The sequence below is a fragment of the Comamonas kerstersii genome, from assembly GCF_002056725.1.
GTDB classification, from domain to species: Bacteria; Pseudomonadota; Gammaproteobacteria; order Burkholderiales; family Burkholderiaceae_C; genus Comamonas; species Comamonas kerstersii.
Map to the genome: position 1 here is coordinate 574,264 of NZ_CP020121.1, position 24,644 is coordinate 598,907.

Below are 24,644 nucleotides of genomic sequence, written 5' to 3' on the forward strand. Positions count from 1 at the left end.
TCCATCTGAAATCCTTGAATAACAAGCGCTAGCAGCTCTCTTTATAAGAGCAGTCTTATTCGCTACGTACAGCGACAGCATCTTCCTGCGGCTCAGGCAAAGGCTTGCCCACTGCATAGTGGTGCACCAGCGCCATGAGTTCGTCGTCTGAGTACGGCTTACCCAGGTAGTGGTTGGCACCAAGCTCCATGGCATGGTCACGGTGCTTCTGGGCAATACGCGAGGTAATCATGATCACCGGCAGGTGCTGCAGACGCTCGGCAGCACGGATGCTGCGCAGCAGATCAAAACCGTCCATGCGCGGCATTTCAATATCGGACAGCACCACGCTGGGCAGTTCTTCGCCCTGCAGCTTGTCCAGCGCCTGCAGGCCATCGTTGGCGGTGATGACGCGGTAGCCTTCGCGCTGCAGCAGGCGCTGCGACACACGGCGCACGGTGATGGAGTCGTCCACCACCATGACCAGCGGCACCTGGCTCGATGGCTGCACGCCGGTGACGGGCTCGGCAGGCGCTGCTTCGCGCTGCAGCTGCTTGGCGGTCTGCTCGTCCAGCACGGCGGGCAAGCCCTTGCCCAGTTCACGGATCTGCGCACCGTACACCGTAGTCAGCGCCACAGGGTTGTAGATCAGCACCACAGCACCAGAGGCCAGCACCGACATGCCAGTCAGACCAGGCAGGCGAGACATTTGCGCGCCCAGCGGCTTGATCACCACTTCCTGCTGGCCCAGCACTTCATCCACGTGCAATGCAATGCGCTGCGAGGCGCTTCGGATCAGCACCACAGGCCGTGTCTTGCCTGCGCCATCGTCCACACTGCGGGGTGACTGGCTCCAAACGGCACCGGCCCAGTAGAACGGAATGCGCTCGTCGCCCTCCATCAGTTCGCCGCTGCGGTAGGCGGCTTCCAGATCCGCCATGCTCACACGGCGCACGACTTCCACCAGGCTGGCTGGCACACCTACGGAGAAGCTACCAGCACGCAGCATCACAACCTGCGTCACCGCCGTGGTCAGTGGCAGCACCAGCCGGAAGGCAGAGCCCTGGCCGGGCAGGGTGTGCGTTTCAATACGGCCACCAAGCGCCTGCACTTCGGAGCGCACCACATCCATGCCAATACCACGGCCCGACACGCCTGTGACCTGCTGCGCCGTCGTAAAGCCGGGCATGAAGATCAGCTGGGCTGCGCGTGCGGCATCCACCACCTCATCAGCAGTGATCAGCCCCTGTGCCAGGGCCTTGTCGCGGATACGCTCCACATTCAGGCCTGCGCCGTCATCGTGGAAGCTCACCGCTACGTCATTGCCTTCCTGCTGCACCTGCACGCTGATGGTGCCGCTGGCAGGCTTGCCCGCTGCGGTGCGCAGCTCGGGCTTTTCAATACCGTGGTCCACGCAGTTGCGCAGCAAATGCTCAAACGCAGGCACCATGCGCTCGAGCACGCCACGGTCCATTTCAATGGTGCCACCCGTCAGGCCCAGCTTGACCTGCTTGCCGGTTTCCTTGGACGTGCGGCGCACCACGGCATACAGACGCTCAGAGATAGCGTCGAACTCCACCATGCGCGTGCGCAGCAAGTCACGCTGCAGCTCACGGGACTGACGGCCCTGGGCAATCAGATCGTCTTCCGCCGCGTCCACATCCCGCTGCAGACTGCGCTGCACCGTGGCCACGTCGTTGACCGACTCGGCCATCATGCGCGTGAGCTCCTGCACACGCGTAAAACGGTCAAACTCGAGCGGGTCAAAGTCTGCACCGGCTTCCTTGGCCAGCTGCATGCGCGACTGCATCTGTGACTCGGCCTGCACCTCCACATCACGCAGCTGCTGGCGCAGCTTGTCCAGATTGACCGACAGGTCCTGCAGCGAATGCTTGATGCTATGCATGCGCACATCCAGACGCGAACGCGCAATCAGCACCTCACCCGCTTCGTTGATCAGGCGATCCAGCAGCTGCGAGCGCACGCGCACCGTCTGCTGGCTGGCTGCACGTGCCGCATCCTGCACCGCGGGTGCTGCAGCCCCTGCAGGTGTAGCGTCTGTCCATGCGGTGTACTGCGGCTGCGCTGTGGCAGGTGGTGATGCTTCCTCCACCTCGACGGGCACAGGCTGCTTGAGCTGCTCTGCCCCTCCAGCTTCGCCTTGCGCGCACAGTGCCCGAAAGCCTGCTTCCATGGCATCCAGGCGCGCAAACAGGGGGTCGATCCGCTCAGCCGATGCGGTCTCAGCATCCAGCGCCTCCACCGCTGACTCCAGGCGGTGGGCCATTTCACCCAGACGCATGGCACCTGCAAGGCGTGAGCTGCCTTTGAAGGTGTGCAGGGCACGCAGCAGGGTATGGCGTGCCTCTGTACGCGCCGGGTGCGCGCTCCATTCACGCATGGCTGCGCCGATGGTGGGCAACAGCTCCATGGCCTCTTCCTCAAAGATGGGGAAGAGGTCGGGGTCGATGGCGTCAACGGCTTCAATCTCGTCATCATCCAGCGCCACAGCATGCACGGCGGGCTGCTGCTCCATGGCTGGAACCACAGGCTCTGGCTCAGGTGCAGTCGCCAGCTGCTCTGCAACCGTGGGCGTAGCGGCCGCCTCCACGTCTGCCTGCACTTGTGACGGTGCCTGGCTGAGCAGTGCGCTATCGAGTATGTGCTGCAGCTGCGCATGCAGCTGCTCGGAGGCAGTCGGCAGCACGCCAGCAGCAAACTGGTGCAGCATGGAGCGAATTTCCTCTGCAGCACGCACAAACACCTGCACCTGTTCGGCCACGCCATGCGACTGTGGTGCCACATGCTGCAGAGCATGCTCGAGTTTGCGCGCCAAGCCAGACAGTGCAGCAAAGCCTACAGTGGCGGAACTGCCAGCCAGCGAATGCGCCCAGACATTGACCATGTCTGGCTGCGCTTCGTGCAGTTCGGACTGCCAGCCTGTCAGGGCCGCCAGCAGTCGGGCAGACCACTCTTCAGCCTCGCCCAGATAGACATTGAACAGCGGCAGCGAGACGGCAACATCACCAATCTGCTTGATTTCCACAGCAGGTGTAGCGGGCGCTTCCTGCTCTTGCTGTGCAACAGGCACTGCTTCGGCCTCAGGCTCCATTTCCTTCTCGGCTGGCATGGCCTGCATGGTTTCGGCAGCGTCCGTCTGCAGCTGTAGTGCTTCCAGTTCAGGCAGCTCCAGCACCTGCGGCACCTCGGCAGCCTCTGGCTCCTGCGGCTGCACAGATGCAGGCTCCGCACTGCTTTGCGGCCCATCCTCTGAGGCCTTGAGCAGTGCATCAAACTCGTCAAAGCTGATTTCCTCCGCCACCGGAATGTCTGCAGCCGCCTCCTGGGTGCTCTGCGGCTCCAGAGCGGGTGCTGCGGCTTCGTCCTGCAGCACCCGCTCAGAGATATCGAGCTGCAGCGCTGACTCGCTGGCTTCCTCGTGCACCGCAGGCGCTGCTTCGGCTACGTCTTCCAGCGCAGCCACAGAAAGCGCGTCCACCTGCGCATCATCTGCAACTTCCAGCACCACACTCGGTGCAGCTGCCTGCTGGCCGCTGGCAGCATGAATGTCCAACGCAATCAGGCGACCTTCCAGCCGCATGGCATCTGCACTGGCCCGGAAAGGCGCAGATTGCCAGGACTGGGCAGCACCGGCCTCAATGGCTGCCACCCAGGCTTCAAATCCGTCCAGCGCCTGAGCTGCCAGCTGGCGCATGGGCGCAGGCATGGCTTTTTGCTCGGCCAGCCATGCATTGAGCATCTGCTCCATGGCCCAGCCTGCCTGCCCAAATTCGTCCAGCCCGACCATGCGCGAGCTACCCTTGAGGGTGTGGAAGGCACGGCGCAGCACCGTCTGCTCGCTCATATTGGCTGGGTCTTCGGCCAGCAGCTCCAGGGCTGCACGGCCATTGCCCACCACCTCGCGCGCTTCTTCCAGGAAGATGTCCAGCAGTTCGTCGTCCGAGTCTTCATGTGCGACTTCAAGCGGCGCTGCAGACGCAGCGTCTGCCTGTACGACGGGCTCTATGGACAATGCAGGCGCTGCTGGCTGGGATGCAGACGCAGGTTCCGCAGCAGGCACAGACGCTGACTCAGCTGCTGCCTCCGCCGCCTGCACTTCCTGCACTGCGGGCGCAGCAGGCTGCTTGAGGATGATGGGCTGGTCAATCTGCTGCACACGTGCCTGCAGCACTTCCTCAACGGGCTTGGCCACGGTCTCATCACCTGCACGCAGGCGCACACGCCCCATGAGCAGCTTGAGCTCGCCATCCTGCTCGTCAAACTCGTACAGCTTGCGGGCAATATTGCGTTGGTAGCCCAGCATGTCGATCAAAAAGCCCAATGCACCCAGGCTGTTGCCAATCTTGTCGAACAGCGTGCGCTGTTCGTCTTCCGGCATGTCTTCGGTCTGCAGGCGCTCCACATACTGGCGCATGCGCACCATGGCCTGGGAAGCTGGCTCCAGCCCCAGCACCGACAGCACGCCACGCATCTGCGACAAATGGGTGGCGACGGCGCTGAGCATGGACTTGTCGTCCGGACTGCGGAAATACTGGTCGAGCAGCTTTTCGGTTTCGGCCAGCGTGCCACGCAGTTCCCCCACCACACTGCCCATGGTCTGCTGGTCGCTCACCTGACGATACAGCTGCTCCATCCAGGACTCCAGCGGCTGAGATGCGGCACCTGCCAGCACCGATGTCAGACGCTGAGCCAGCGTTGCTGCATGGGCGGACATGTCCTCATCACTGATGTCGAGTGAGGTCAACGCTGCCTGCAGATACAGCACGGCTGTTGCCACTTCCATGCCCACTTCAGGTGAAGGCGGCTGGTTGCGTGTGGCCACACTGCTGAGCACCTGCGTCAGCGCCTTGGCCAACCCCTGCCCACCGGGCATCAGCTTTTGCAGCGAATCACAGACCAGAGAGAACTGATCCACCGCAGGCTTGATCTTCTGCACGTCGCCACCAGCCAGTGCCGACCAGATTTCTGCTGCGGCCGCAATCCGCTTGCGTGCCTGCGCCAGCGCAGTAGGCTCAAAGCGCCCGAAGCGCACCTGCTCATAATCTACGGGGGTGTGCCGCTGCAGTCCGAAGGCGTCATAGACCGTCTTCCAGACCGTGGCATCCTGCGCCCCCGCGGCCGAGGTCCTGGCCTGTGCGCAGAAAAACAGCATGTTCTGCAGCAAGCGCTCCGGAGCCACTGGATCGCCCTTGGCCAGCGCCACAGACACCATCAGCACGCGCGATGCCACGCGCTTGGAGTAGATGTCCACCTTCAGCAGGCCATGGGCCATGGCATCGAAATAAGCTGCTGCTACCTTCCAGAAAATGCGCATCGGTGCTTCTGTCTGCGCCTGGGCATAGCCCAGACAGACGTCGCGCATGCGCATGCTGGATTGCGCAATATCGTCGCCACGCACGATCTGCAGCACGGCCGCATCCAGAATCTTGCGCTGCTGTGCGTCATACGCCAGCGGTGCACATTGCACGCCGAGTTCCGGATCACGCAGACGACGCTCAATCGGCCACAAGTCGGCAGGATGCACCTTGCCCTGGGCATCAAACAGGGCCTGCACATCACGGTACTGGGGGAACAGGGCCACCGCCGCAATCCGTTTGCCAGCCAGCACGGTCTCCAGAAACTCCAGCAAGGCAAAGCTGGCTTTTTCCAGTGTCTGGACCACGGCTTCCGTGCAATCCGCTGGTTTTTGCACATAATGCTGCACGGCTGCTTCCATGGAACGCAGCAGCAATGCAGCCTGCGGCATGCCCACCATTTCCAGAGCCCCGCAGGACTGGTGCAGATGCTGCTTGGCCATGCGCAAAGGGCTGCTGTCCAGCACTGCCAGGTCCGAGTCGCGCGCTGCCTCGGCTTCTCGGACAAAAAGTCGTGTGGCCTTGATGGCGCCGTCCAGCGACTTGCGGACCTCCTCCAGCACCCATGCCAATGGACCTAAATCGTGCTCCCCAAGGGAGTGCTGTGCTGCTGGTGCTGTGACTCGAGTGGTTGACATCATCTATCCTTGGCTTTCAACCGCGATCCATCTGGCAATCTGACATAGGCTTTCTCAAGCGCCTTTCCATGCGCAACAGGTGGCATGGTTTTCTTCAACCTGTCGATGATCAACACGCGCGCGGCTCATCAATGGTTCAGGCAATCTTGAAACGGGACACGGAATGGCGCAGTTCCTCAGCCATCTTGGCCAGCTCCTGCACCTGCTCTGCCGTGGTGCGGGTACTGTTTCCGGTCTGCTCGGTCACGGCAAAAATGTGCTGAATATTGCCTGCCACTTCACCGGCCAGCGCCGCTTCGTTCTGCGAGGTCTGGGCGATCTGCTCAATCAGATCCGCCAGCTTGCGTGACACCGCGTCAATTTCTGCCAGCGCAGCGCCCGCAGAGTCAGACAGGCGTGCGCCTTCCACCACGCCCTGGGTAGAGCGCTCCATCGCGGCCACCGCATCCAGGGTGTCGGTCTGAATGGTTTTCACCAGCGCAGCGATCTGGCGTGTCGCGTCCGCCGAGCGTTCGGCCAGGCGCTGCACTTCTTCCGCCACCACAGAGAAACCTCGACCTGCTTCACCTGCCGATGCAGCCTGAATAGCGGCGTTCAAAGCCAGCACGTTGGTCTGCTCGGTAATGTCGGAAATCAGCTCAGTGATTTCGCCAATTTCCTGCGAGGACTCACCAAGTCGCTTGATGCGCTTGGAAGTTTCCTGAATCTGATCGCGAATGGCGTTCATGCCATTGATGGTGTTCTGCACCGCACGCTGGCCATCTTCAGCCGCCTGTCTGGACTGGCGCGCCACCGCAGCAGATTCTTGTGCCTGTGCTGACACCTGGGTAATGCGATCAGCCATGTCCAGAATCGACTGACCGGTTTCGCGGATTTCGCGCAGCTGCTCTGCCGATGTGGCCAGCAGTTGTGAGGAAGTACTGTCCACCTGCGCCGTAGTCTGCGCCACGCGCTGGGCCGTATTCTGCACACTGCCCACCAGCAGACGCAGCTCTTCCACCGTGTAGTTCACCGAGTCAGCAATGGCGCCGGTGATGTCTTCCGTCACCGTGGCTTCCTGGGTCAGGTCACCTTCAGCCACGTTCTGCAGTTCGTTCATCAGGCGCAAGATCGCGGCCTGGTTGGCATCATTGATGCGCTTGGCTTCCTGCTCCTGACGGCGTGCATCCATGCGCTGCTGCTCGGCCAGTTCCTGACGTTGACGGCTGTCCAGCAGCTGCACGCGCGAGATACTAATACCGCACAGCAGCACAAACAGACCCAGCATCACCAGCAGAGCCATCTGCCCTGCAGAAATACCGCTTTGCTGCGAGAGCTTGTTCTGCAGTTGCTCCAGCTGTGCACGCAGCGGTTCGCTGTCAGCAATGATGGCATTCTGCGCTTCACGCGCCGCTACCAGGCCTTGCAGATTGCTCAGAATCGAAGCCGCTTCCTCACGTGTCTGCTCATACATTTCCAGCATGGCAGTCAGCTGCTCACGCACCTGCGCATCACGCGCTGCTGACAGGCGCAGTTCGGCATTGCCATGCAGCAGGCCTTCGGCCAGCTCCTTGAAGGAGTTCAGGTCGCGCCCCAGCAGAAACACTGCCTCGGGACTCACGCCATCAATGGTCTGGAATTCGTTGGCTGACTTGCCAATGCGCTGCGTCAGCATGACCAGCTGGCTGGCTGCTGCAATTTCGGGCGCTGCGGCGCCAATTTGCAGCTTGGTGGTGGCCACGGCTTCTGCCAGCTCCAGCAGGCCCGAAGACTGGCGATTGATGGAGCGCAGCGCATCACCGGCCTGCATCAGAATCTTTTGCTGATTGAGCACCGCACGGGCGTTTTTCTCTGCCTGCTGGGCCAGCCTGCTGACCGAGCCCAGATCTTCTTCATAGGCTGCATCCAGGCTTTGCACACCCAGTTCAGCATCCCCCTGGGTCAGCGCGCGCACATTGCGCCCCAGCACGCTGGCACTGTCCTGCAGCTCAGGGAAGGCAGGCTCCTTGCCGAGCAAGGCCTGCGTCACAGACTTCGCCAGTCGCTGCGACTGCATCAGCGACTGACCCGTTGCCGCCAGCTGCTTGGCCGAACGGTCTGCCTGCTGCAGCACCCAGCCTGCCACCAGGGCCAGCAAAATCACACCCAGAGCCAGCATGGTGAGCAGACGCCGCTGGTGGGTAGCCGCTGGTGCGGGGCCAAGCAAGGGCAGATGGATTTCACTTTGCTCGACCGGTGCATCGTCGAGCACATCCGTGTCCTGCACGCTGGGCCAGGCATCTTCTGCGGACATCTGCTGCGCAGTTGCCTCCTGCTGCTGCGCTACTGTCACTTCGTCTTGGCCCTCAGGCTTGCGACGAAAAAATTTGCTGACTCGCTGGACAAAAGACATGCTCAACCTCTAAGAATTAAAAGATTCACATACGAATGTTCAGAAACTCCGGCGATTGCACCAGGGCGTGCAATTGCAGGACCTGCCACACCGCGCCGGTGTGATCCACATAGCCTGTGCCCAGGCAGCTGGATGGTGTTTGGGCCGTGGCCTGCGAGGAAGGCTCCTGCATGGAAGCAAAATCTTCCGCACCACGCAGCCCCTGCAGCCGGTCCACCACCAGCGCCGCATTGACCTGCAGACCGGGATTGATCAGCAGCAGGCTCACCTCATGCAGCGACTGCTCCGTGCGCTCGACCGGATGCCCGAGCAAGGCACACAAATCAACCACCCCAGCCAGACTGCCACGCAAATTGACCACGCCCCAGAACCAGGGCGCGGTATAGGGCACCTTCATGGTGGCAGTCCACGGAAAAATTTCGCCGGCCTGATCCAGCGGCAGCAGATAGTTGCGCGAACCGGCCTGCACCGCCAGCCAGCTCGCACCCTTGGATGTGTTGCTGCGCGCGGCTTGCAGGCGCTCGGCCAGACGTACCTGAAGCTCACGCAGCGCTTGTCGGTTTGCCATGGATGCTCACTTCAGACGCTGGACAGCGCAGCAATCTTGGCCTGCAGCTCCTGCGGATTGACGGGCTTGGTGATGTAGTCACTGGCACCCTGACGCAGCCCCCAGACGCGGTCGGTTTCCTGGTTCTTGCTGGTGCACATGATGATGGGCACATCGGCAAACTTGGTGTTGCGTGCCAGCGAACGGGTGAGCTGAAAACCGTTCTGACCGGGCATGACCACGTCCATCAGAATCAGATCCGGCTTTTCTTCTTCAAGCCTGGCCAGTGCCTGCTCGGCGTTTTCTGCAGTACGTACCTGGTACCCCTGCTGGTGCAATATCTCCGTGAGAAACATCAACTCCGTCTTGGAGTCATCCACGACCAGTACTTTCTGGATAGACATTTCCCTCTCCTCTCTGTCTGTTTTCTGTTCAGCCTGCTACCGATTCGACCTTGCCAAGCTGCTGCACAGCCTTGAGCAGCTGGTCCTTGGTAAATGGTTTGGTGAGATAGTCCTGGCAGCCGACCATGCGCCCGCGTGCCTTGTCAAACACGCCATCCTTGGATGAAAGCATCACCACGGGCGTGTCTGCGAAATGTGCGTTGCGCTTGATGATGGCGCAGGTCTGATAGCCATCGAGCTTGGGCATCAGGATGTCGCAGAAGATCAGATGCGGCCTGAAATCATTCACCTTGACCAGTGCATCAAAGCCATCTTCGGCAAGCAGGACCTCATGCCCTCCCTGCTTGAGAAAAATCTCTGCACTGCGACGAATGGTGTTGCTGTCATCCACCACCAACACTCTGAAAGATGCTCCGGCTGTACTCAATTTGAAATGCCCTCAGGGTTCACCGAAATCTCCCGGACTGCGCCCTCCCGGCACTGCCCAACTCTCTCATTTCGACCATTTTTATGTCTGGCGGCTGTACCGCCTCCCGGTCTTTGCTGCCTTGCACCTGAGGCGCCATCTTGCAGCTATCACCCACCAAACACATCCAAGTCTTAGGGTCTGCAACAGCTTAAAGTCGCTTCCAATAGAATGCAATGATTGTATTTAGGCACCAACCCGCCCCCTCTTGACAAAGAGCAGGTCATTGAACAACGCATGGCATTTCAGCCCCCTGCAGTCCCCACTGCGCCCCCCTCCCCCGACACTCCCTCCGCCACGCTGGCCCAACCCATGTGCGTGATGTGCTTCAATGCCATCGACCCCAGCGGCGCAGGCGGACTGACTGCGGACATCACCACCATTGCCTCTGTGGGCGGCCACCCCGTCGCCGTTGCCACCGGGGTCATCGTGCGCGATACCAGCCATGTGTTTTCACACACCGCCATGGATGACGAGCTCGTCACCGACCAGGCACGCACTGCGCTGGAGGACATTCCCGTGCGCGCCATCAAGCTGGGTTTTGCGGGCAGCCCGTCCAACCTTGCAGCGATTGCCGAGCTGGCCAGCGACTACCCGGACATTCCCATCATCAGCTACATGCCGGACCTGTCCTGGTGGCAGGGCGACGGTCTCGAAGAATATCTCGACGCCTTTCAGGCGCTGGTCATGCCGCAGACCTCGGTACTGGTCGGCAATTACGGCACCTTGAGCCGCTGGCTGCTGCCGGACTGGAGCCACAGCCGCCCACCAACGGCCCGTGATATTGCCAAGGCCGCAGAAGCGCGCGATGTACCGTTTGTCCTGGTCACGGGCATTCCCCTACCCGAGCAGCATCTGGACAACGTGCTGGCCTCCACCGAAACCGTTATTGGCAGCAGCAAGTTTGAGCTGTTTGATGGCAGCTTCCATGGTGCAGGTGATACCCTTTCGGCAGCGCTGACGGCCTTGCTGGCCGCTGGCAATGAACTGGGAGCTGCTGCACAGGAAGCGCTGGAGTATCTGGACCACAGCCTGGGAGCGGGCTTTCGCCCTGGCATGGGCCAGCTCATCCCCGACCGCATGTTCTGGGCCCAGCCCGAAGAAGGCACCGTTGCCGCTGCTGCCGAAGCAGAGGCTGCGCCCGAAGCACAGCCAGCCGCTCCTGAAGCAGAAAACCAACCGCCCCTCGAGGGCTTTGTGATGCCTCTACATGACACAAAACACTGACCTGAATCAAGCTTTATTCGAGCGCGCCAAGGGCGTGATCCCTGGTGGCGTGAACTCCCCCGTGCGTGCCTTCAATGCCGTGGGCGGCACGCCTCGCTTCGTCAAGCGTGCACAGGGCGCTTACTTCTGGGACACGAACGACCAGCAGTTTGTGGACTACATCGGCTCCTGGGGCCCCATGATCCTGGGCCACGGCCACCCTGAAGTCGTGGCCGCCGTGCAGGCCGCCGTGCTGGAAGGCTTCAGCTTTGGCGCCCCCACCGAACGCGAAGTGGTGCTGGCCGAAAAGATTCGCGAGCTGGTGCCTTCCATGGAAATGGTGCGCATGGTGTCCTCCGGCACGGAAGCGGGCATGAGCGCCCTGCGCCTGGCCCGTGGCTACACCGGCCGCAGCAAGATCATCAAGTTCAACGGCTGCTACCACGGCCATGCGGATTCGCTGCTGGTGAAAGCTGGCTCCGGTCTGGCGACCTTTGGTTCGTCCTCTTCGGCGGGTGTGCCTGCCGATGTGGTCAAGGACACCATCGTGCTGGAATACAACGATGTGGCCCAGCTCGAAGAAGCCTTTGCCAAGATGGGCAGCGAGATTGCCTGCGTGATCATGGAGCCCATCGCGGGCAATATGAACTTTGTGCGCGCTTCCGTAGAGTTCACCCGCCGCATCCGTGAGCTGACCAAGGAGCACGGCGCGCTGATGATCTATGACGAAGTCATGACCGGTTTCCGCGTGGCTCTGGGCTGCGCGCAAAGCCTGTATGCCAAGGAGATCGAAGGCTTTGAGCCCGACATCACCGTGATGGGCAAGGTCATTGGCGGCGGCATGCCTATGGCAGCTTTTGGTGGCCGCCGTGAGATCATGGAAAAGCTCTCGCCCCTGGGCCCGGTCTATCAGGCTGGCACGCTGTCGGGCAACCCTATTGCCACGGCCTGCGGTCTGAAAACGCTGGAGCTGATCAGCCGCCCCGGCTTCCATGCCGAGCTGCACCTCAAGACCGGCCACCTGATGCAGGGCCTCAAGGCCGAAGCGGATGAAGCCGGTATTCCGTTCAGCATCGACTGGCAAGGTGGCCTGTTTGGCTTCTACCTGCTGCCCGAGCTGCCCAAGACCTACCACGAGGTCATGAAGACCGACGGTGCCATGTTCAACAAGTTCTTCCACGGCATGCTGGAGCGCGGTCACTACTTTGCGCCTGCGCTGTACGAAGCCGGTTTTGTGAGCATGGCCCACAGCGAGCAAGACATTGACCGCACGGTGGAAGCTGCGCGCGAAGTGTTCAAGACGCTGTAAGCCACACAGCTTCACCCAACAGAAAGCCCTGCAGGCGGCAATGTCTGCAGGGCTTTTTTGATAGCTGCCAGCGCTTGAAAATCAAAGGCTTCAGATAGTTTTCACTTTGAAACCCTTATGAATCAAGCGCAAGGCGCTTTTATTTTTGAGTTCACTCGCCTTTGGCCAGGCGCGAATGGCGCATGCCGTAGCCGATGTAGATGGCTACACCCAGCCCCATCCAGGCCAGAAAGCGCACCCAGGTCAGGTTGGTCAGGTTCATCATCAGGTACACGCACAGCACGGCCGACACCACAGGCAGCACCGGGCCCAATGGCACGCGATAGCCACCCGCATTGGGGTTCTTCTTGCGCAGCACCAGCACGCCCACACTGACCAGCACAAAGGCCGACAGCGTGCCGATGTTGATCATCTCTTCCAGCGCTTCCACATTGGTAAAGCCTGCCAGCAGCGCCACCACGATACCCACGGCAATCTGCAGCCGCACCGGCGTCTTGTTGACCTTGGAAGTCACGCCCCAGCTGCGGGGCAGCAGACCGTCACGGCACAGCGCCAGCAGCACACGGGCACTGCCCATGAGCAGCACCATGACCACGGTGGTCATGCCTGCCAGCACGCCAATGGCGATGATCTGCGCGGCCCAGTCAGCCCCCACGGCGATGAAGGCGGTAGCCAGCGATGGGTTCTCGGCCTTGGCCAGCTCGCTGTAATGCACCATGCCAGTCAGCGCCAGCGTCACCAGAATGTAGAGCACCGTCACCAGCGCCAGACCACCCAGAATGCCACGTGGCAGGGTGCGCTGCGGGTCTTTTACTTCTTCGGCGGAAGTGGCCACGATGTCAAAGCCCAGGAAGGCAAAGAACACCAGCGCAGCCCCCGAAATCACGCCCAGCCAGCCATACTGGCTGGGTTGCGCGCCAAACAGCCAGGCCAGCATGGGCTGGCCCCAGACATCGCCCGTCACGCCATGCGCAATCACAGGCGCCTGTGCCGGAGGAATAAAGGGCGTGAAGTGGCTGGTGTCCATATAGGTAAAGCCCACCACAATCACAAACAGGGTGATGGCAATCTTCACTATGGTGAGGATGTTGTTCACGCGCGCAGATTCCTTGGTGCCCTTGATCAGCAGCAGCGTGAACACGGTCACGATCAGGAAGGGGCCCCAGTTCAGCGTCAGGCTGCCCAGCTGCATCGTAGAGGGAATGTCCCAGCCTGCCGTGGCAAACACGGTGGACAGATAGATGCCCCAGTATTTGGCAATCACTGCACCGGCCGAGATCATCTCCAGCAGCAGATTCCAGCCAATGATCCAGGCCAGACCCTCGCCCAGCGTCAGATAGGTATAGGTGTAGGCACTGCCAGTGACAGGCACCTTGGACGCAAACTCCGCATAGCACATGATGGCCAGCGCGCAGGTAAACGCCGCGATGATGAAAGAAAAGATCACGGCTGGCCCGGCAAACGTGCCTGCCGCACGTGCGCCCACCGAGAAAATGCCCGCGCCCACGGCCACGGCCAGGCCCATGATGATCAAGTCGAAAGTACCCAGCGTGCGCTTGAGCTGGCGCCCGGGCTCGTCCGCATCAGCCAGTGCCTGTGCGACGGATTTGGTTCGTAACCACTGCATGCAAACCCTTTTTCACTGTCCTCGCGTTCAGCGCAGACAGCCATCTTTGATTCAAAAAAGAGAGCATAGGGATTACCCGCATCAAGCGCACAAAGCCTGCATTTACACCCGAGGCAACGCTTGTTTATTGCGCACACTGCCTGCAACCGCCGGCCAATCGAGTTAGCGCCCACACCCACTCAGGATGCCTGCCCATGCAGTCCTCAAAGCGCTTATTACATGCATGCAGAGCGGATATGACGCAAAAAAGCCCGAAAACCTGGAGCCAGGCTTTCGGGCCATAAGACGCAAAGCTCATAAGCTTATTCAGCTTTTGGAGACGGCAGCGCCAGGATCCAGGCGGCCATGCCTTCGGACTGCTCCTGCGTCACCTGCGGGTGGCGCGGCATGATCACATTGCCCCAGACCCCCACGCTGCCCTCACGAATCTTGCGCGCCAGATAGGCCTGTACCTCAGGCTGCTCGCGATAGCGCTCGGCCACCTGCATAAAGCCGGGGCCGACAAACTTGCGATCCACACCATGGCAGCGCATGCAGTCACTGCCATCAATCCAGGCCTTGCCCTGCACCAGCTCCGGGAGCTGCTGCGCCACATCACCCACGACCTTGGCCGCTGCCTGGTCCGAAGGTGTGCCGATGTACAGGCGCACGCCCAGATTGAGCAGGCCCAGCACCACCAGAATCATGCCAATGATGATGACCCAGCCAATCCACTTGGGACGCTGCACGGGAACATCGTCGTAGTCCTCCATGAAAAAATCCTTTCACCCAAAACCAAAATCGGCATGGCGCCGAAACCACCATGCCGAGTGTGCGCCGCCTTGCTCAACCTGATGGTGGCAGTGGCTTTGCGCTGTACGCTTGAATTGCTGAGGTAGCCCAGCCCATCGTCAGATGGGCGGTTGAGACGAGGCGGGCCAGCGAAGACAGTAGCAGCGCTACGGCGAGCTGGCCCAACGAAGTATCAAGGGTTAGATCAGCAATTCAATATTAGTGGCGGAAGTGGCGGACGCCAGTAAACACCATCGCCACACCACGCTCGTTCGCCGCATCAATCACTTCCTGGTCACGCATGGAACCACCAGGCTGCGCCACGCAGGTTGCGCCGGCATCGACCACCACGTCCAGACCGTCGCGGAAGGGGAAGAAGGCATCCGACGCGACGACCGTGTTTTGCAGGCTCAGCTTGGCGGCTTCTGCCTTGATGGAGGCAATGCGAGCCGAGTCCAGACGCGACATCTGGCCAGCACCCACGCCCATGGTCATGCCGTTCTTGCAGAATACGATGGCGTTGGACTTGACGAACTTGGCGACCTTCCAGGCAAACAGCAGGTCGTTCAGCTCTTCAGGGGTAGGCTGCTTGATGGTCACGACCTTCAGATCGGCCAGTTGCAACTCGTGGTTGTCGGCAGACTGCAGCAGCAGACCGGAACCCACACGCTTGGTTTCCAGCGCGTTGCGCACAACGCCATAGTTCTCAGGCAGTGCAATCTTCATCAGACGCACATTGACCTTGGCCTTGAAGATTTCCAGCGCTTCGGCGGTGAAGTCAGGGGCCATCAGCACTTCCACGAACTGCTTGGACACGGCTTCGGCGGCGGCCTTGTCCACAGGGCGGTTGAAGGCAATGATGCCGCCAAACGCGCTGGTGGGGTCGGTCTGGAAGGCCTTGGAGTAAGCCTCGAAGGGGTTGGCACCAATGGCCACACCGCAGGGGTTGGCGTGCTTGATGATCACGCAGGCAGGCACTTCAAAGCTCTTGACGCATTCCCACGCAGCATCGGCGTCAGCAATGTTGTTGTAGCTCAGTTCCTTGCCCTGCAGCTGCACGCCGGTGGCCAGCGAACCGGCAGCAGGCGCCAGATCGCGGTACCAAGCAGCTTGCTGGTGGCTGTTTTCGCCGTAGCGCAGGTCCTGGACCTTCACATACTGCTCGTTGAACTGACCGGGGAACTCGGCACGTGCGGGCACGTACTCTTCGCTCAGCTTTTCTTCTTCGAACTTCACGCTCGACAGGTAGTTGCTGATTGCGCCGTCGTACTGGCTGATGCGGTTGAAGGCTGCCACAGACAGCTCAAAGCGCAGCTTGTTGGACAGCTTGCCGTTGGCCTTCAGTTCGGCCAGCACCTTCTCGTACTGGTCAGCGGCCGTGACCACGCCCACATCCTTCCAGTTCTTGGCAGCGGAGCGCACCATGGCGGGGCCGCCAATGTCGATGTTCTCGATGGCGTCGGCCAGTGTGCAGCCTTCCTTGGCCACGGTGGCTTCGAAGGGATAGAGGTTCACCACCAGCAGGTCGATGGTCTCGATGCCATGTTCCTTGAGCGCAGCCATGTGCTCAGGCAGATCGCGGCGGGCCAGCAGACCGCCGTGTACCTTGGGGTGCAGGGTCTTGACGCGGCCGTCCAGCATCTCAGGGAACTGGGTGACTTCTGCTACTTCAGTAACAGGCAGTCCCTTGTCAGCCAGCAATTTGGCAGTACCGCCGGTAGAGAGCAGCTGAATACCCATCGCGTGCAGGGCTTGGGCAAATTCAACAATACCGGTCTTATCGGAGACGGAGAGCAGTGCTTTCATGGTGCAACTCAATAATGATGAAATCGTGACTCAGCGCTTACCCTGCAAGCGCTGACAGCTATCAGAAGAGGAATACCTCAGCGCTCAGAGCATGCCGTGATCCAGCAGCTTCTTGCGCAAGGTGTTGCGGTTCAAGCCCAGCCACTGGGATGCCTTGGACTGGTTGTTGGCTGCATGTTGCATGACCACATCCAGCAGCGGCTTTTCCACCAGCCGCAGCAACATGTCATACATATTGCAGGGGGTCTCACCGCCCAGATCACGGAAGTAGTTTTCCAGACTTGCGCGAATGCATTCCTCAATATTCTGATTGTCGTTCTGTACTTGGGTGCTCATGCAGCCAATTCCTCAATTGCTTGCTCGTCTGCCCCATTCGTTGCATATGGCAGACGTTCCATCTGCAGGCCTAACTGGTCCAGGTAATCGGCCACGGCCTGCCACTGCGCTTGGCAGTCTTCGATGGTGTTGATGTATTTGCGAAATGCTTCCCCTCCTGGCAAGGTACGCACATACCACGCAATATGCTTGCGCGCGCTGCGCACCCCGGTCAGTTCACCGTACAGGCCGTAGTGATCCTGCAGATGCTCCAGCAGCAGCTGCCGGAGTTCAGACACCAGCGGTGGCGCCATGTGCTCACCCGTTGCCAGAAAGTGACCAATCTCGCGAAAAATCCATGGGCGGCCCTGCGCCGCACGGCCAATCATCACGGCATCCGCACCGGTGTAGGCCAGCACGTCGCGCGCCTTTTCGGGGCTGGTGATGTCGCCATTGGCCACTACCGGCACTTGCACGGCCTGCTTGACGGCGGCGATGGTGTCGTATTCCGCAAAGCCTTTGTACCCCTGCTCACGGGTGCGTCCATGCACCGTCAGCATCTGGATGCCCACCTCCTCAAACTGGGTCGCCAGCTTGACGGCGTTTTTCTCGGCATCGCACCAGCCAGTGCGCATCTTCAAGGTCACGGGCACGTTGTAGGGGCGTGCAGCCTCTACCACGGCCTGGGCAATTTCCACGGCCAGGGGCTCGTTTTGCATCAGGGCAGAACCTGCCCATTTGTTGCACACCTTCTTGGCCGGGCAGCCCATGTTGATGTCGATGATCTGCGCGCCGCGCTCGATGTTGTAGACAGCGGCTTCGGCCATCATGGGCGCATCCGTGCCTGCAATCTGCACGGCAATCGGGCCAGGCTCACCCGCGTGGTTGGCTCGGCGGCTGGTCTTGAGGCTGTTCCACAGGTCTTTGCGCGATGTCACCATCTCACTGACCGCATAGCCTGCCCCCAGGGCCTTGCACAGCTGGCGAAATGGCCGGTCCGTTACGCCCGCCATGGGGGCAACAAACAGGTTGTTAGTCAGCGTGTGCTGACCGATGCGTAGCGCAGACATGGAAGGCAAGCCCAAAGGGGAGAAAGGGAACTGTCAGGAAGGAAAGGGCCTGCATTCTACCTGCCCATTTTTTGAGCACATTGCCACGCTACAAAGACACTAGCAAAGCATCAGGTAAACAGCATCGCCTAAGCAATCTAGCGAGACGCTGCAGGCACAAAGGCCCACCATTGTCCCGGCACCACCCGCCAGCCGTAACGCTGCATGACCGCAGCCAGCCACTGGCGGTTGAAAGCGACATCCGGTGAGATGTCATCCTCAGGCTCTGGCTCTCCCAGATGCACATCACCCATGTCCACGGGCTCGCCGTCTGCCAGAGGGCCGCGTACATAGCGGGCAGCAATCTCGCTGTCCAGCACTTCGACACGTATATCCAGCACCTGCGCCATCTGTGCCTCGGCCACGCGCACAAAAGGGCAGCCCTGCAACACCAGATGCATGCCCTGGGAATGCAGCCAGACCTTGAGCAGCTGCAGGCTCCCTCGGGCATGCGAAACCGTCAGCAAAGACTCACATTCAAAAGCACGCTCTGAAGCCTCTGTCATTTCAGGCAACGGGCTGCTTTCGGCATGCACTGCAGCAGCCAGTCCCCATGCCATGCCAAGACCGATACAGACACTCTGCTTCCAAGACTTGATGATCATGCTGCCAGTGTAGAGGCTGGCCTGCGCCCGTCTGTAACCAGAAACTTTCATGCGCTGTCGGCGTACAGCGCGTGCTGCGAAACAACCTCTACACTTGCGTGCATGGATGTCTGGATTCAAGCGTTGTTCAATGCACTGGCCCTGCCTCAGTACGGTCTGAGTACCCTGTTTCTGGTGGCACTCGTGTCTGCCACATTGCTGCCCATGGGCTCGGAGCCTGCAGTCGTTGGCCTGCTGCACCTCAACCCTGAACTGTTCTGGCCTGCCATTTTTACAGCCACGGCCGGCAACACCATTGGAGGCGCCATCAGCTGGTTCATGGGGCTTGGCGCTCACAAGGCCTGGAAAGTGGCACGCCAGCATCGCCGGCAAGGCCACCCAGTGCCTGCCAACCACAAACCACCACGAGAATTGACACGCACCGAACGCCGCGCACGCATCTGGCTGCGTCGCTGGGGTGCCAAGACCTGTCTGCTGAGCTGGCTGCCTGTTGTGGGTGACCCCCTGTGCGCCGTGGCCGGCTGGCTGCGCCTGCCTTTCTGGCCCTGTGTCTTCTATATGGCCATAGGCAAATTTCTGCGCTACCTGGTGATGACTACGGCCATTCTCTGGGCCCTGCCTAACTGATTGTTGACCCCGAGCTGCCGGCATCCGTCTGCAGTGCCTGCAACCGGTCCCACAGGCGCACCACATCTGCCACCGAACGCAACTGCAGCTTGCGCATGGCATTGCCGCGCCGCACCTTGACCGTGATTTCGCTCACACCCAGGTCGGCGGCAATCTGCTTGTTCAACTGCCCGGCCACCACACCACGCACCACGGCCTGCTCTCCTGCCGTGAGCGTCTGCCACTGCGCCAGCAAGGCCTGATCAGACTGCTGCTGTGCACAGCGCTGCTCATCCAGGGCTACAGCCTGCTGGATCGCATCCAGCAGATCCTGGTCACGAAACGGTTTGGTCAGAAACTCAATGGCACCATTTTTCATGGCCTGCACGCTCATGGGTACATCTCCATGGCCGGTGATAAAAATCACGGGCAAGCCAATGCCCAGCAGCTGCATGCTGCGCTGAAAATCCAGCCCGCTTTGCTGCGGCATGCGTATATCCAGCACCAGACAGGCCGCCCCCTGCGGCGGCTGTGCCTGCCAGTGCTGTACAAACGCTGCCGTCGTGCCAAAACCATGCACCTGCAGACCTACGGACTCCAGCAAATCCTCCAGCGCTGCGCGTACGCTCGCATCGTCATCCACCACAAACACCGTGGCTGTGGCAGGCATCTCAGAAAGATTGGGCAATGGCATGCTCTGTATCTGCAAGGGGCAAAGTGATGAAAAACATGGCGCCAGTGGTGCCATCGTTGCGAGGCTGCGCCCAGATGCGCCCCCCCATGGATTCCACCATGCTGCGGCACAGACTCAGGCCCAGCCCCATGCCCTGAGGCTTTGTGCTCCAGAAAGCATCAAACACATGCTCGGCGATGGCTGCTGGCAAGCCTACACCGCAATCCTGTACGGTCAGCTGCACCTGCTGTGCAGGCAGCACCGCCGCAGACACCTGCACGGCAATGGGATCGCTGGGCACAGTCCAATGGTGTACCGCTTCTTCCACCGCATCGGCAGCGTTGAGCAGCAGATTGCCCAGCACCTGCTGCAGCTGCAGTTTGTCAGCCCACACATGCGGCAGTGCCACGGGAGGCGTCCAGCGCACCTGCAGGTGCCGCTCTGCCAGACGCGCCTGAATCAATGGCAGCATTTCCTGAACCACTGCATCCAGATCTACCGCCTCCAGATTCGGTGCCTCACCACGCGCCATGCCACGCACCCGGTTGATCACATTGCTGGCACGCTCTGCCTGATCCAGCATGCGCTGCAAAGCCTGGTGTGCGCGCTCCAGCTGCGGGGGCTGCCGGTTGAGCCAGCGCTGGCAGGCATTACCGCTGGTCACAATCGCGCTCAGCGGCTGGTTCACCTCATGCGCAATCGCTGCACCTAAAGCGCCCAGATTTCCCATGCGGGTCAGCCGCCCGAGCCGCTCACGGGCGGCATGCTCCGCCGCCCGCGCCTGCTGCATGCGCAGCCCAAGATAGGCCGTAATCACAATTGCCAGCACACTGATGCAGGCATTGATCCATCCTGCCTCTGTGACCTGCCAGCCCGCCTCACTGGCAACACCTGCACTCCACGCATAGCTGAGCACCGTCAGCACCACGGCAACCAGCGTCACCGTCACCACGCTGCGTGCAGGCAGCCAGCGCAGCGCCACCAAGATCACCATGATGTAAAGCACGGCGGCCGCCACGGCCTGTTCCATATAGGTGTCCCACCAGGCAATCAGCAGCATGGCCAGCCCGATGCAAGCCAGCAACGCACCTTGGCGCATATGCGATACGGATACGGCCCTCATTCCACCCTCTCTATTCCTGTGCCCGCGCCTGCCAGTACGCCTGGCTGACACCTGCTTCCTGCTCCAGCCGCTGCACAATGCCTTCCAGCTCAGCCACGTGCACGGCAGTGGCATACAGCGTCAGCTCAATTTCTACTTCGCCATGGTCTGCTGCATGCTGCTCAATATCTCGCACGGGGTAATGCGCTGCATCCAGCCATTCCACGGCTTTTTCCCGCAAGTCCGCCTGCAAGGCACGCTGACAGACCACATGCACGGAATAGGTGGCCTCCGTAAACAGCTCGCCCATGGGCTGGCGGTTGATACGGTTGACCACGGGGCGCAGCAAAGTGTTGGCAGCCAGTACAAACAAGGTGGCCAGCACAGCTTCCGGCAGCATCTTCGCTCCGGCGCAGCAGCCCACGGCTGCAGAGCACCACAGCGTGGCCGCCGTGTTCAGCCCTGAGACATTGGCCCCCTCTTTCATGATGGCACCTGCACCCAGAAAGCCGATGCCTGAGACCACATACGCAATCACCTGCATGGGACTGGGTGAGCCTCCATGCATGCTGTAAAAGCGCACGGCCAGATCTACAAATACCGCAGCGCCCACGGCCACCAGTGTGTTGGTGCGTAGCCCCGCCGTACGTTGACGCACCTGACGCTCCAGCCCCACCAGTGCACCAAGCACAAAGGCAAGACTGAGACTGCCCAGGGTGCTAAGCCAGGCAGCCAGATCAAACGTTGTCCATTGCAGCATGTGTGATGACATGGTGAAAGTGTTTCACAAACATATGACAGCTGCCGTAAGCCAACAGCAGAAAAAGTCCGGGGTTTGAGTCCAGGGCTTGCTGCATCGGCTTTTACTGCCAGCCAAAGCGTCGGATGTAATAGCGCTTCACAAAGGTCGTCAGCGCGGCATATCCCACCAGAATGGCGACCAGCAGCGGCCAGTAGGCTCCAGGCAAGGGCACCAGACCAAAGTAGCCAGCCAGCGGCCCCATGGGCAGCCATACACCGATGGCCATGATGATGATGGTCATCACCATCAGCGCCCAGGAACTGCGGCTTTCCAGGAACGGAATCTTGGGCGTGCGGATCATGTGCACGATCAGCGTCTGGGTCAGCAGCCCCACCACAAACCAGCCGGACTGGAACAATGGCGCCTGTGCATCGGTATTCGCCTGGAAGATGAACCACATCATGGCAAAGGTAGCAATGTCGAAAATCGAACTCAGCGGCCCAAAGAACAGCATGAAGCGGCCAATATCCTGCGGGTTCCAGCGCAGTGGCTCGCGCACCAGTTCGTCATCCACCTTGTCAAAGGGAATGGCGATCTGCGAGATATCGTAGAGCAGGTTCTGCACCAAGAGCTGCAGCGGCAGCATGGGCAGGAAGGGCAGGAAAGCCGAAGCCACGAGCACCGAAAACACATTGCCGAAGTTGGAGCTGGCCGTCATGCGGATGTACTTGAGCATGTTGCTGAAGGTGCGACGCCCTTGCATCACCCCCTCTTCCAGCACCATCAGGCTCTTTTCCAGCAGGATGATGTCGGCCGCTTCCTTCGCGATATCCACGGCACTGTCCACGCTGATACCGATATCGGCCGCACGCAGCGCAGGCGCATCGTTGATACCGTCGCCCATAAAGCCCACCACATGGCCTTTGCTGCGCAGTGCATGCACCAGGCGTTCCTTGTGCAGCGGCGTCAGCCTTGCAAACAGGCGGTGCTTTTGTGCAGCTTCAGCCAATGCGCTGTCGCTCATGCGTTCAATCTGTGCACCGGTCAGCGGGGTACCAGGGTCAATACCCACCTGCTCACACACACGCGCTGCCACCAGTTCGTTGTCTCCTGTGAGCACTTTGACGGCCACGCCATGGGCCTTGAGCGCTTCAATGGCAGGAGCGGTCGACTCCTTGGGTGGATCCAGAAAAGCGATATAGCCCACCAGCACCAGGTCAGCCTCATCAGTCACGCTATAAGGGAAGGCCTGCGCACCTTGCGGGCGCTGGATGCGTTTGCTGGCAACAGCCACCACACGCAGGCCCTGGTTGTTCAACTCCTGCGTCACGCTGCGCACGCGTGCCAGTTGTGCCTCGGCCAGCGGCAGCGTTTCCATGCCCAGACTGACATGGCTGCAGGCAGAGAGAATTTCTTCCACCGCCCCCTTGCAGACCAGTACATGCTCGTCGCTGTCTACGGGGCGCACAATCACGGACATGCAGTGGCGCACAAAGTCAAAGGGAATCTCGTCCACCTTCTGCCACTGCTCCTGCCAGTTGTCCTGAGGAGTCGCCTCCATGTGCTCAATCACCGCACGGTCCAGCAGGTTCTTCAACCCCGTCTGGTAGTAACTGTTGAGCCAGGCCAGGCGCAGGGTGTCCTGTGAGGCTTCACCCAGCACATCGGTATGGCGCTCCAGCACAATCTTGTCCTGCGTCAGGGTGCCAGTCTTGTCGGTGCACAGCACATCCATGGCACCAAAGTTCTGAATCGCATCGAGCCGCTTGACGATGACCTTCTGGCGCGAGAGCACGACCGCGCCCTTGGCCAGGGTGGACGTCACAATCATGGGCAGCATCTCGGGCGTCAGCCCCACAGCCACCGACAGCGCGAACAGGAAAGCCTCTGGCCAGTCACCCTTGGTAAAGCCATTGAGCAGCAGCACGATGGGCACCATGACCAGCGCAAAGCGGATCAACAGCCATGAGACGCTATTCACCCCCAGCTGGAACGATGTCTGCACCCGGTCAGCTGCCATGGTGCGCTGCGCCAGCGTGCCAAAGTACGTGTCATTGCCGGTGGAAATCACCACTGCCGTTGCCACGCCGGAGACGATGTTCGTCCCCATGAACAGCAGGTTGCTCTGCTCCAGAATGCCTTCGGACGAATGCTGGCGGTCCGCAAACTTTTCCACGGGCAGCGATTCGCCGGTCATGGCAGCCTGCGCCACAAACAAATCCTTGGCACTGATCACGCGACAGTCAGCAGGCACCATGTCACCGGCGGAAAGCACGATGTGGTCCCCCGGCACCAGTTCGCGCATGGGCACTTCCATCTGCTGCGCGGCAGTGCCCTCCTGCGCCACGCGCAGCACGGCGGCCGTGCTGCTGACCATGGCCTTCAGGCGCTCGGCGCTGCGGTGTGAGCGCCCTTCCTGCACAAAGCGAATCACCGTAGACAGCAGCACCATGCAGCCGATCACGACGGTGGCTTCCATGTCATCGGTCGCAGCCGAGACCAGTGCCAGCACGGTCAGCAGAATGTTGAAAGGGTTGCTGTAGCACTGCCACAGGTGCTGCCACCAAGCCAGTGGCTTTTCATGGTCCACCTCATTCGGACCATGACGCTCCAGGCGCTCTTCGGCCTCCTGCTGCGTCAAGCCTGACTCGGATGAACGCAGGCGAACCAAAGTAGCAGGCACATCATCACAGGCCGCACGCCACAGTGCACAGCTCACATGCTCGGACACCTGCGCAGAAGCCATGTCGGACTTGCCATCCGCACGGCGCGTAAAGCTTGGCAGCGCGCTGCGCGAAAACAGCCCTTTGCTGCGCCTGCGGCGCAGAAAATTACCAAACCATGTGGTCATGAATTTCACGGTGCAATCTCCTCGGAGGAAGGCGTGCACAGACACCTCTTCCCGGATGGAGGCGCTCCATCAGGCAATGGTGGTGTACAGATCAGGAGGGGCGTTCAGCCGTACAGGCTGGAACGCAAAATGAAGTGCAAGC

The 24,644-nt window shown here is 60.7% G+C and carries 18 protein-coding genes; 3 read left to right on the forward strand and 15 right to left on the reverse strand.

Annotated elements, in window-relative coordinates:
* Positions 1–55: 55 nt before the first annotated feature.
* The 5 genes from B5M06_RS02680 to B5M06_RS02700 form a co-directional block, all read right to left on the reverse strand.
* Positions 56–5,995, reverse strand: a complete 5,940-nt coding sequence (locus B5M06_RS02680) for a hybrid sensor histidine kinase/response regulator (RefSeq protein ID WP_054067545.1) — start codon at positions 5,993–5,995, stop codon at positions 56–58.
* A 133-nt stretch (positions 5,996–6,128) separates the two neighbouring features.
* The gene (locus B5M06_RS02685; protein ID WP_054067546.1) at positions 6,129–8,363 is read right to left on the reverse strand and encodes a methyl-accepting chemotaxis protein; all 2,235 of its coding nucleotides are present in this window, start codon (positions 8,361–8,363) and stop codon (positions 6,129–6,131) included.
* A gap of 25 nt (positions 8,364–8,388) precedes the next feature.
* Entirely contained in the window at positions 8,389–8,931 is a 543-nt protein-coding gene (locus tag B5M06_RS02690; RefSeq protein WP_054067547.1) for a chemotaxis protein CheW, read from the reverse strand.
* Positions 8,932–8,942: 11 nt separating this feature from the next.
* Positions 8,943–9,314, reverse strand: coding sequence for a response regulator (locus B5M06_RS02695; protein WP_054067548.1), 372 nt, complete (start codon positions 9,312–9,314; stop codon positions 8,943–8,945).
* Between the two features lie 28 nt (positions 9,315–9,342).
* On the reverse strand, positions 9,343–9,741 hold the full coding sequence (locus tag B5M06_RS02700) for a response regulator (RefSeq protein ID WP_054067549.1): 399 nt from the start codon (positions 9,739–9,741) through the stop codon (positions 9,343–9,345).
* Positions 9,742–10,017: 276 nt separating this feature from the next.
* On the opposite strand from B5M06_RS02700, the gene thiD reads away from it, so the two are divergent.
* Complete coding sequence (thiD, locus tag B5M06_RS02705) at positions 10,018–11,007, forward strand: bifunctional hydroxymethylpyrimidine kinase/phosphomethylpyrimidine kinase (protein WP_054067567.1); 990 nt, start codon at positions 10,018–10,020, stop codon at positions 11,005–11,007.
* Positions 10,991–12,295 carry a glutamate-1-semialdehyde 2,1-aminomutase gene (gene hemL / locus B5M06_RS02710; protein WP_054067550.1) on the forward strand — a complete coding sequence of 435 codons (1,305 nt, stop codon included), beginning with the start codon at positions 10,991–10,993 and terminating at the stop codon, positions 12,293–12,295. Before thiD ends, hemL begins: the two co-directional genes overlap by 17 nt.
* 151 nt (positions 12,296–12,446) lie before the next feature.
* On the opposite strand, the gene B5M06_RS02715 is transcribed toward hemL, so the two are convergent.
* The 6 genes from B5M06_RS02715 to B5M06_RS02740 all read right to left on the reverse strand — a co-directional run bounded on the left by B5M06_RS02715 (position 12,447) and on the right by B5M06_RS02740 (position 18,528).
* A complete protein-coding gene (locus B5M06_RS02715; protein ID WP_054067551.1) occupies positions 12,447–13,922 on the reverse strand; it encodes an APC family permease in 1,476 nt (491 codons plus the stop codon).
* Positions 13,923–14,224: 302 nt separating this feature from the next.
* Positions 14,225–14,674: a c-type cytochrome gene (locus B5M06_RS02720; RefSeq protein ID WP_054067552.1), complete on the reverse strand. Its 450-nt coding sequence runs from the start codon at positions 14,672–14,674 to the stop codon at positions 14,225–14,227.
* Between the two features lie 238 nt (positions 14,675–14,912).
* Positions 14,913–16,499, reverse strand: coding sequence for a bifunctional phosphoribosylaminoimidazolecarboxamide formyltransferase/IMP cyclohydrolase (purH, locus tag B5M06_RS02725; RefSeq protein WP_054067553.1), 1,587 nt, complete (start codon positions 16,497–16,499; stop codon positions 14,913–14,915).
* A gap of 84 nt (positions 16,500–16,583) precedes the next feature.
* Entirely contained in the window at positions 16,584–16,835 is a 252-nt protein-coding gene (locus B5M06_RS02730) for a Fis family transcriptional regulator (protein WP_054067554.1), read from the reverse strand.
* The gene (gene dusB, locus B5M06_RS02735) at positions 16,832–17,884 is read right to left on the reverse strand and encodes a tRNA dihydrouridine synthase DusB (RefSeq protein ID WP_054067555.1); all 1,053 of its coding nucleotides are present in this window, start codon (positions 17,882–17,884) and stop codon (positions 16,832–16,834) included. The genes B5M06_RS02730 and dusB overlap by 4 nt, the downstream gene beginning before the upstream one ends.
* A gap of 137 nt (positions 17,885–18,021) precedes the next feature.
* Complete coding sequence (locus tag B5M06_RS02740) at positions 18,022–18,528, reverse strand: M15 family metallopeptidase domain-containing protein (protein WP_151043781.1); 507 nt, start codon at positions 18,526–18,528, stop codon at positions 18,022–18,024.
* Between the two features lie 102 nt (positions 18,529–18,630).
* On the opposite strand from B5M06_RS02740, the gene B5M06_RS02745 reads away from it, so the two are divergent.
* Complete coding sequence (locus tag B5M06_RS02745; protein WP_174566375.1) at positions 18,631–19,155, forward strand: YqaA family protein; 525 nt, start codon at positions 18,631–18,633, stop codon at positions 19,153–19,155.
* Here the strand turns inward: B5M06_RS02745 and B5M06_RS02750 are convergent.
* From B5M06_RS02750 to mgtA, 4 genes are all read right to left on the reverse strand, one after another.
* Positions 19,148–19,804 carry a response regulator transcription factor gene (locus tag B5M06_RS02750; RefSeq protein ID WP_417034255.1) on the reverse strand — a complete coding sequence of 219 codons (657 nt, stop codon included), beginning with the start codon at positions 19,802–19,804 and terminating at the stop codon, positions 19,148–19,150. The genes B5M06_RS02745 and B5M06_RS02750 overlap by 8 nt on opposite strands.
* Position 19,805: 1 nt before the next feature.
* Positions 19,806–20,930: a sensor histidine kinase gene (locus B5M06_RS02755; protein ID WP_054067570.1), complete on the reverse strand. Its 1,125-nt coding sequence runs from the start codon at positions 20,928–20,930 to the stop codon at positions 19,806–19,808.
* 10 nt (positions 20,931–20,940) lie between these two features.
* Complete coding sequence (locus B5M06_RS02760; protein WP_417034257.1) at positions 20,941–21,681, reverse strand: MgtC/SapB family protein; 741 nt, start codon at positions 21,679–21,681, stop codon at positions 20,941–20,943.
* 91 nt (positions 21,682–21,772) lie between these two features.
* Positions 21,773–24,511 carry a magnesium-translocating P-type ATPase gene (gene mgtA / locus B5M06_RS02765; protein WP_054067572.1) on the reverse strand — a complete coding sequence of 913 codons (2,739 nt, stop codon included), beginning with the start codon at positions 24,509–24,511 and terminating at the stop codon, positions 21,773–21,775.
* Between the last annotated feature and the right edge of the window lie 133 nt (positions 24,512–24,644).

What these genes read in the sequence shown, in the direction of transcription:
- dusB (WP_054067555.1), bottom strand. Translation starts at nt 17,884, where the DNA reads ATGTCTGCGCTACGCATCGGTCAGCACACGCTGACTAACAACCTGTTT.
- purH (WP_054067553.1), bottom strand. Translation starts at nt 16,499, where the DNA reads ATGAAAGCACTGCTCTCCGTCTCCGATAAGACCGGTATTGTTGAATTT.
- hemL (WP_054067550.1), top strand. Translation starts at nt 10,991, where the DNA reads ATGACACAAAACACTGACCTGAATCAAGCTTTATTCGAGCGCGCCAAG.
- B5M06_RS02740 (WP_151043781.1), bottom strand. Translation starts at nt 18,528, where the DNA reads ATGATCATCAAGTCTTGGAAGCAGAGTGTCTGTATCGGTCTTGGCATG.
- B5M06_RS02730 (WP_054067554.1), bottom strand. Translation starts at nt 16,835, where the DNA reads ATGAGCACCCAAGTACAGAACGACAATCAGAATATTGAGGAATGCATT.
- B5M06_RS02685 (WP_054067546.1), bottom strand. Translation starts at nt 8,363, where the DNA reads ATGTCTTTTGTCCAGCGAGTCAGCAAATTTTTTCGTCGCAAGCCTGAG.
- B5M06_RS02750 (WP_417034255.1), bottom strand. Translation starts at nt 19,804, where the DNA reads ATGCCTGCCACAGCCACGGTGTTTGTGGTGGATGACGATGCGAGCGTA.
- B5M06_RS02745 (WP_174566375.1), top strand. Translation starts at nt 18,631, where the DNA reads ATGGATGTCTGGATTCAAGCGTTGTTCAATGCACTGGCCCTGCCTCAG.
- B5M06_RS02690 (WP_054067547.1), bottom strand. Translation starts at nt 8,931, where the DNA reads ATGGCAAACCGACAAGCGCTGCGTGAGCTTCAGGTACGTCTGGCCGAG.
- B5M06_RS02760 (WP_417034257.1), bottom strand. Translation starts at nt 21,681, where the DNA reads ATGTCATCACACATGCTGCAATGGACAACGTTTGATCTGGCTGCCTGG.
- B5M06_RS02695 (WP_054067548.1), bottom strand. Translation starts at nt 9,314, where the DNA reads ATGTCTATCCAGAAAGTACTGGTCGTGGATGACTCCAAGACGGAGTTG.
- B5M06_RS02715 (WP_054067551.1), bottom strand. Translation starts at nt 13,922, where the DNA reads ATGCAGTGGTTACGAACCAAATCCGTCGCACAGGCACTGGCTGATGCG.
- B5M06_RS02720 (WP_054067552.1), bottom strand. Translation starts at nt 14,674, where the DNA reads ATGGAGGACTACGACGATGTTCCCGTGCAGCGTCCCAAGTGGATTGGC.
- B5M06_RS02755 (WP_054067570.1), bottom strand. Translation starts at nt 20,930, where the DNA reads ATGAGGGCCGTATCCGTATCGCATATGCGCCAAGGTGCGTTGCTGGCT.
- thiD (WP_054067567.1), top strand. Translation starts at nt 10,018, where the DNA reads ATGGCATTTCAGCCCCCTGCAGTCCCCACTGCGCCCCCCTCCCCCGAC.
- B5M06_RS02680 (WP_054067545.1), bottom strand. Translation starts at nt 5,995, where the DNA reads ATGATGTCAACCACTCGAGTCACAGCACCAGCAGCACAGCACTCCCTT.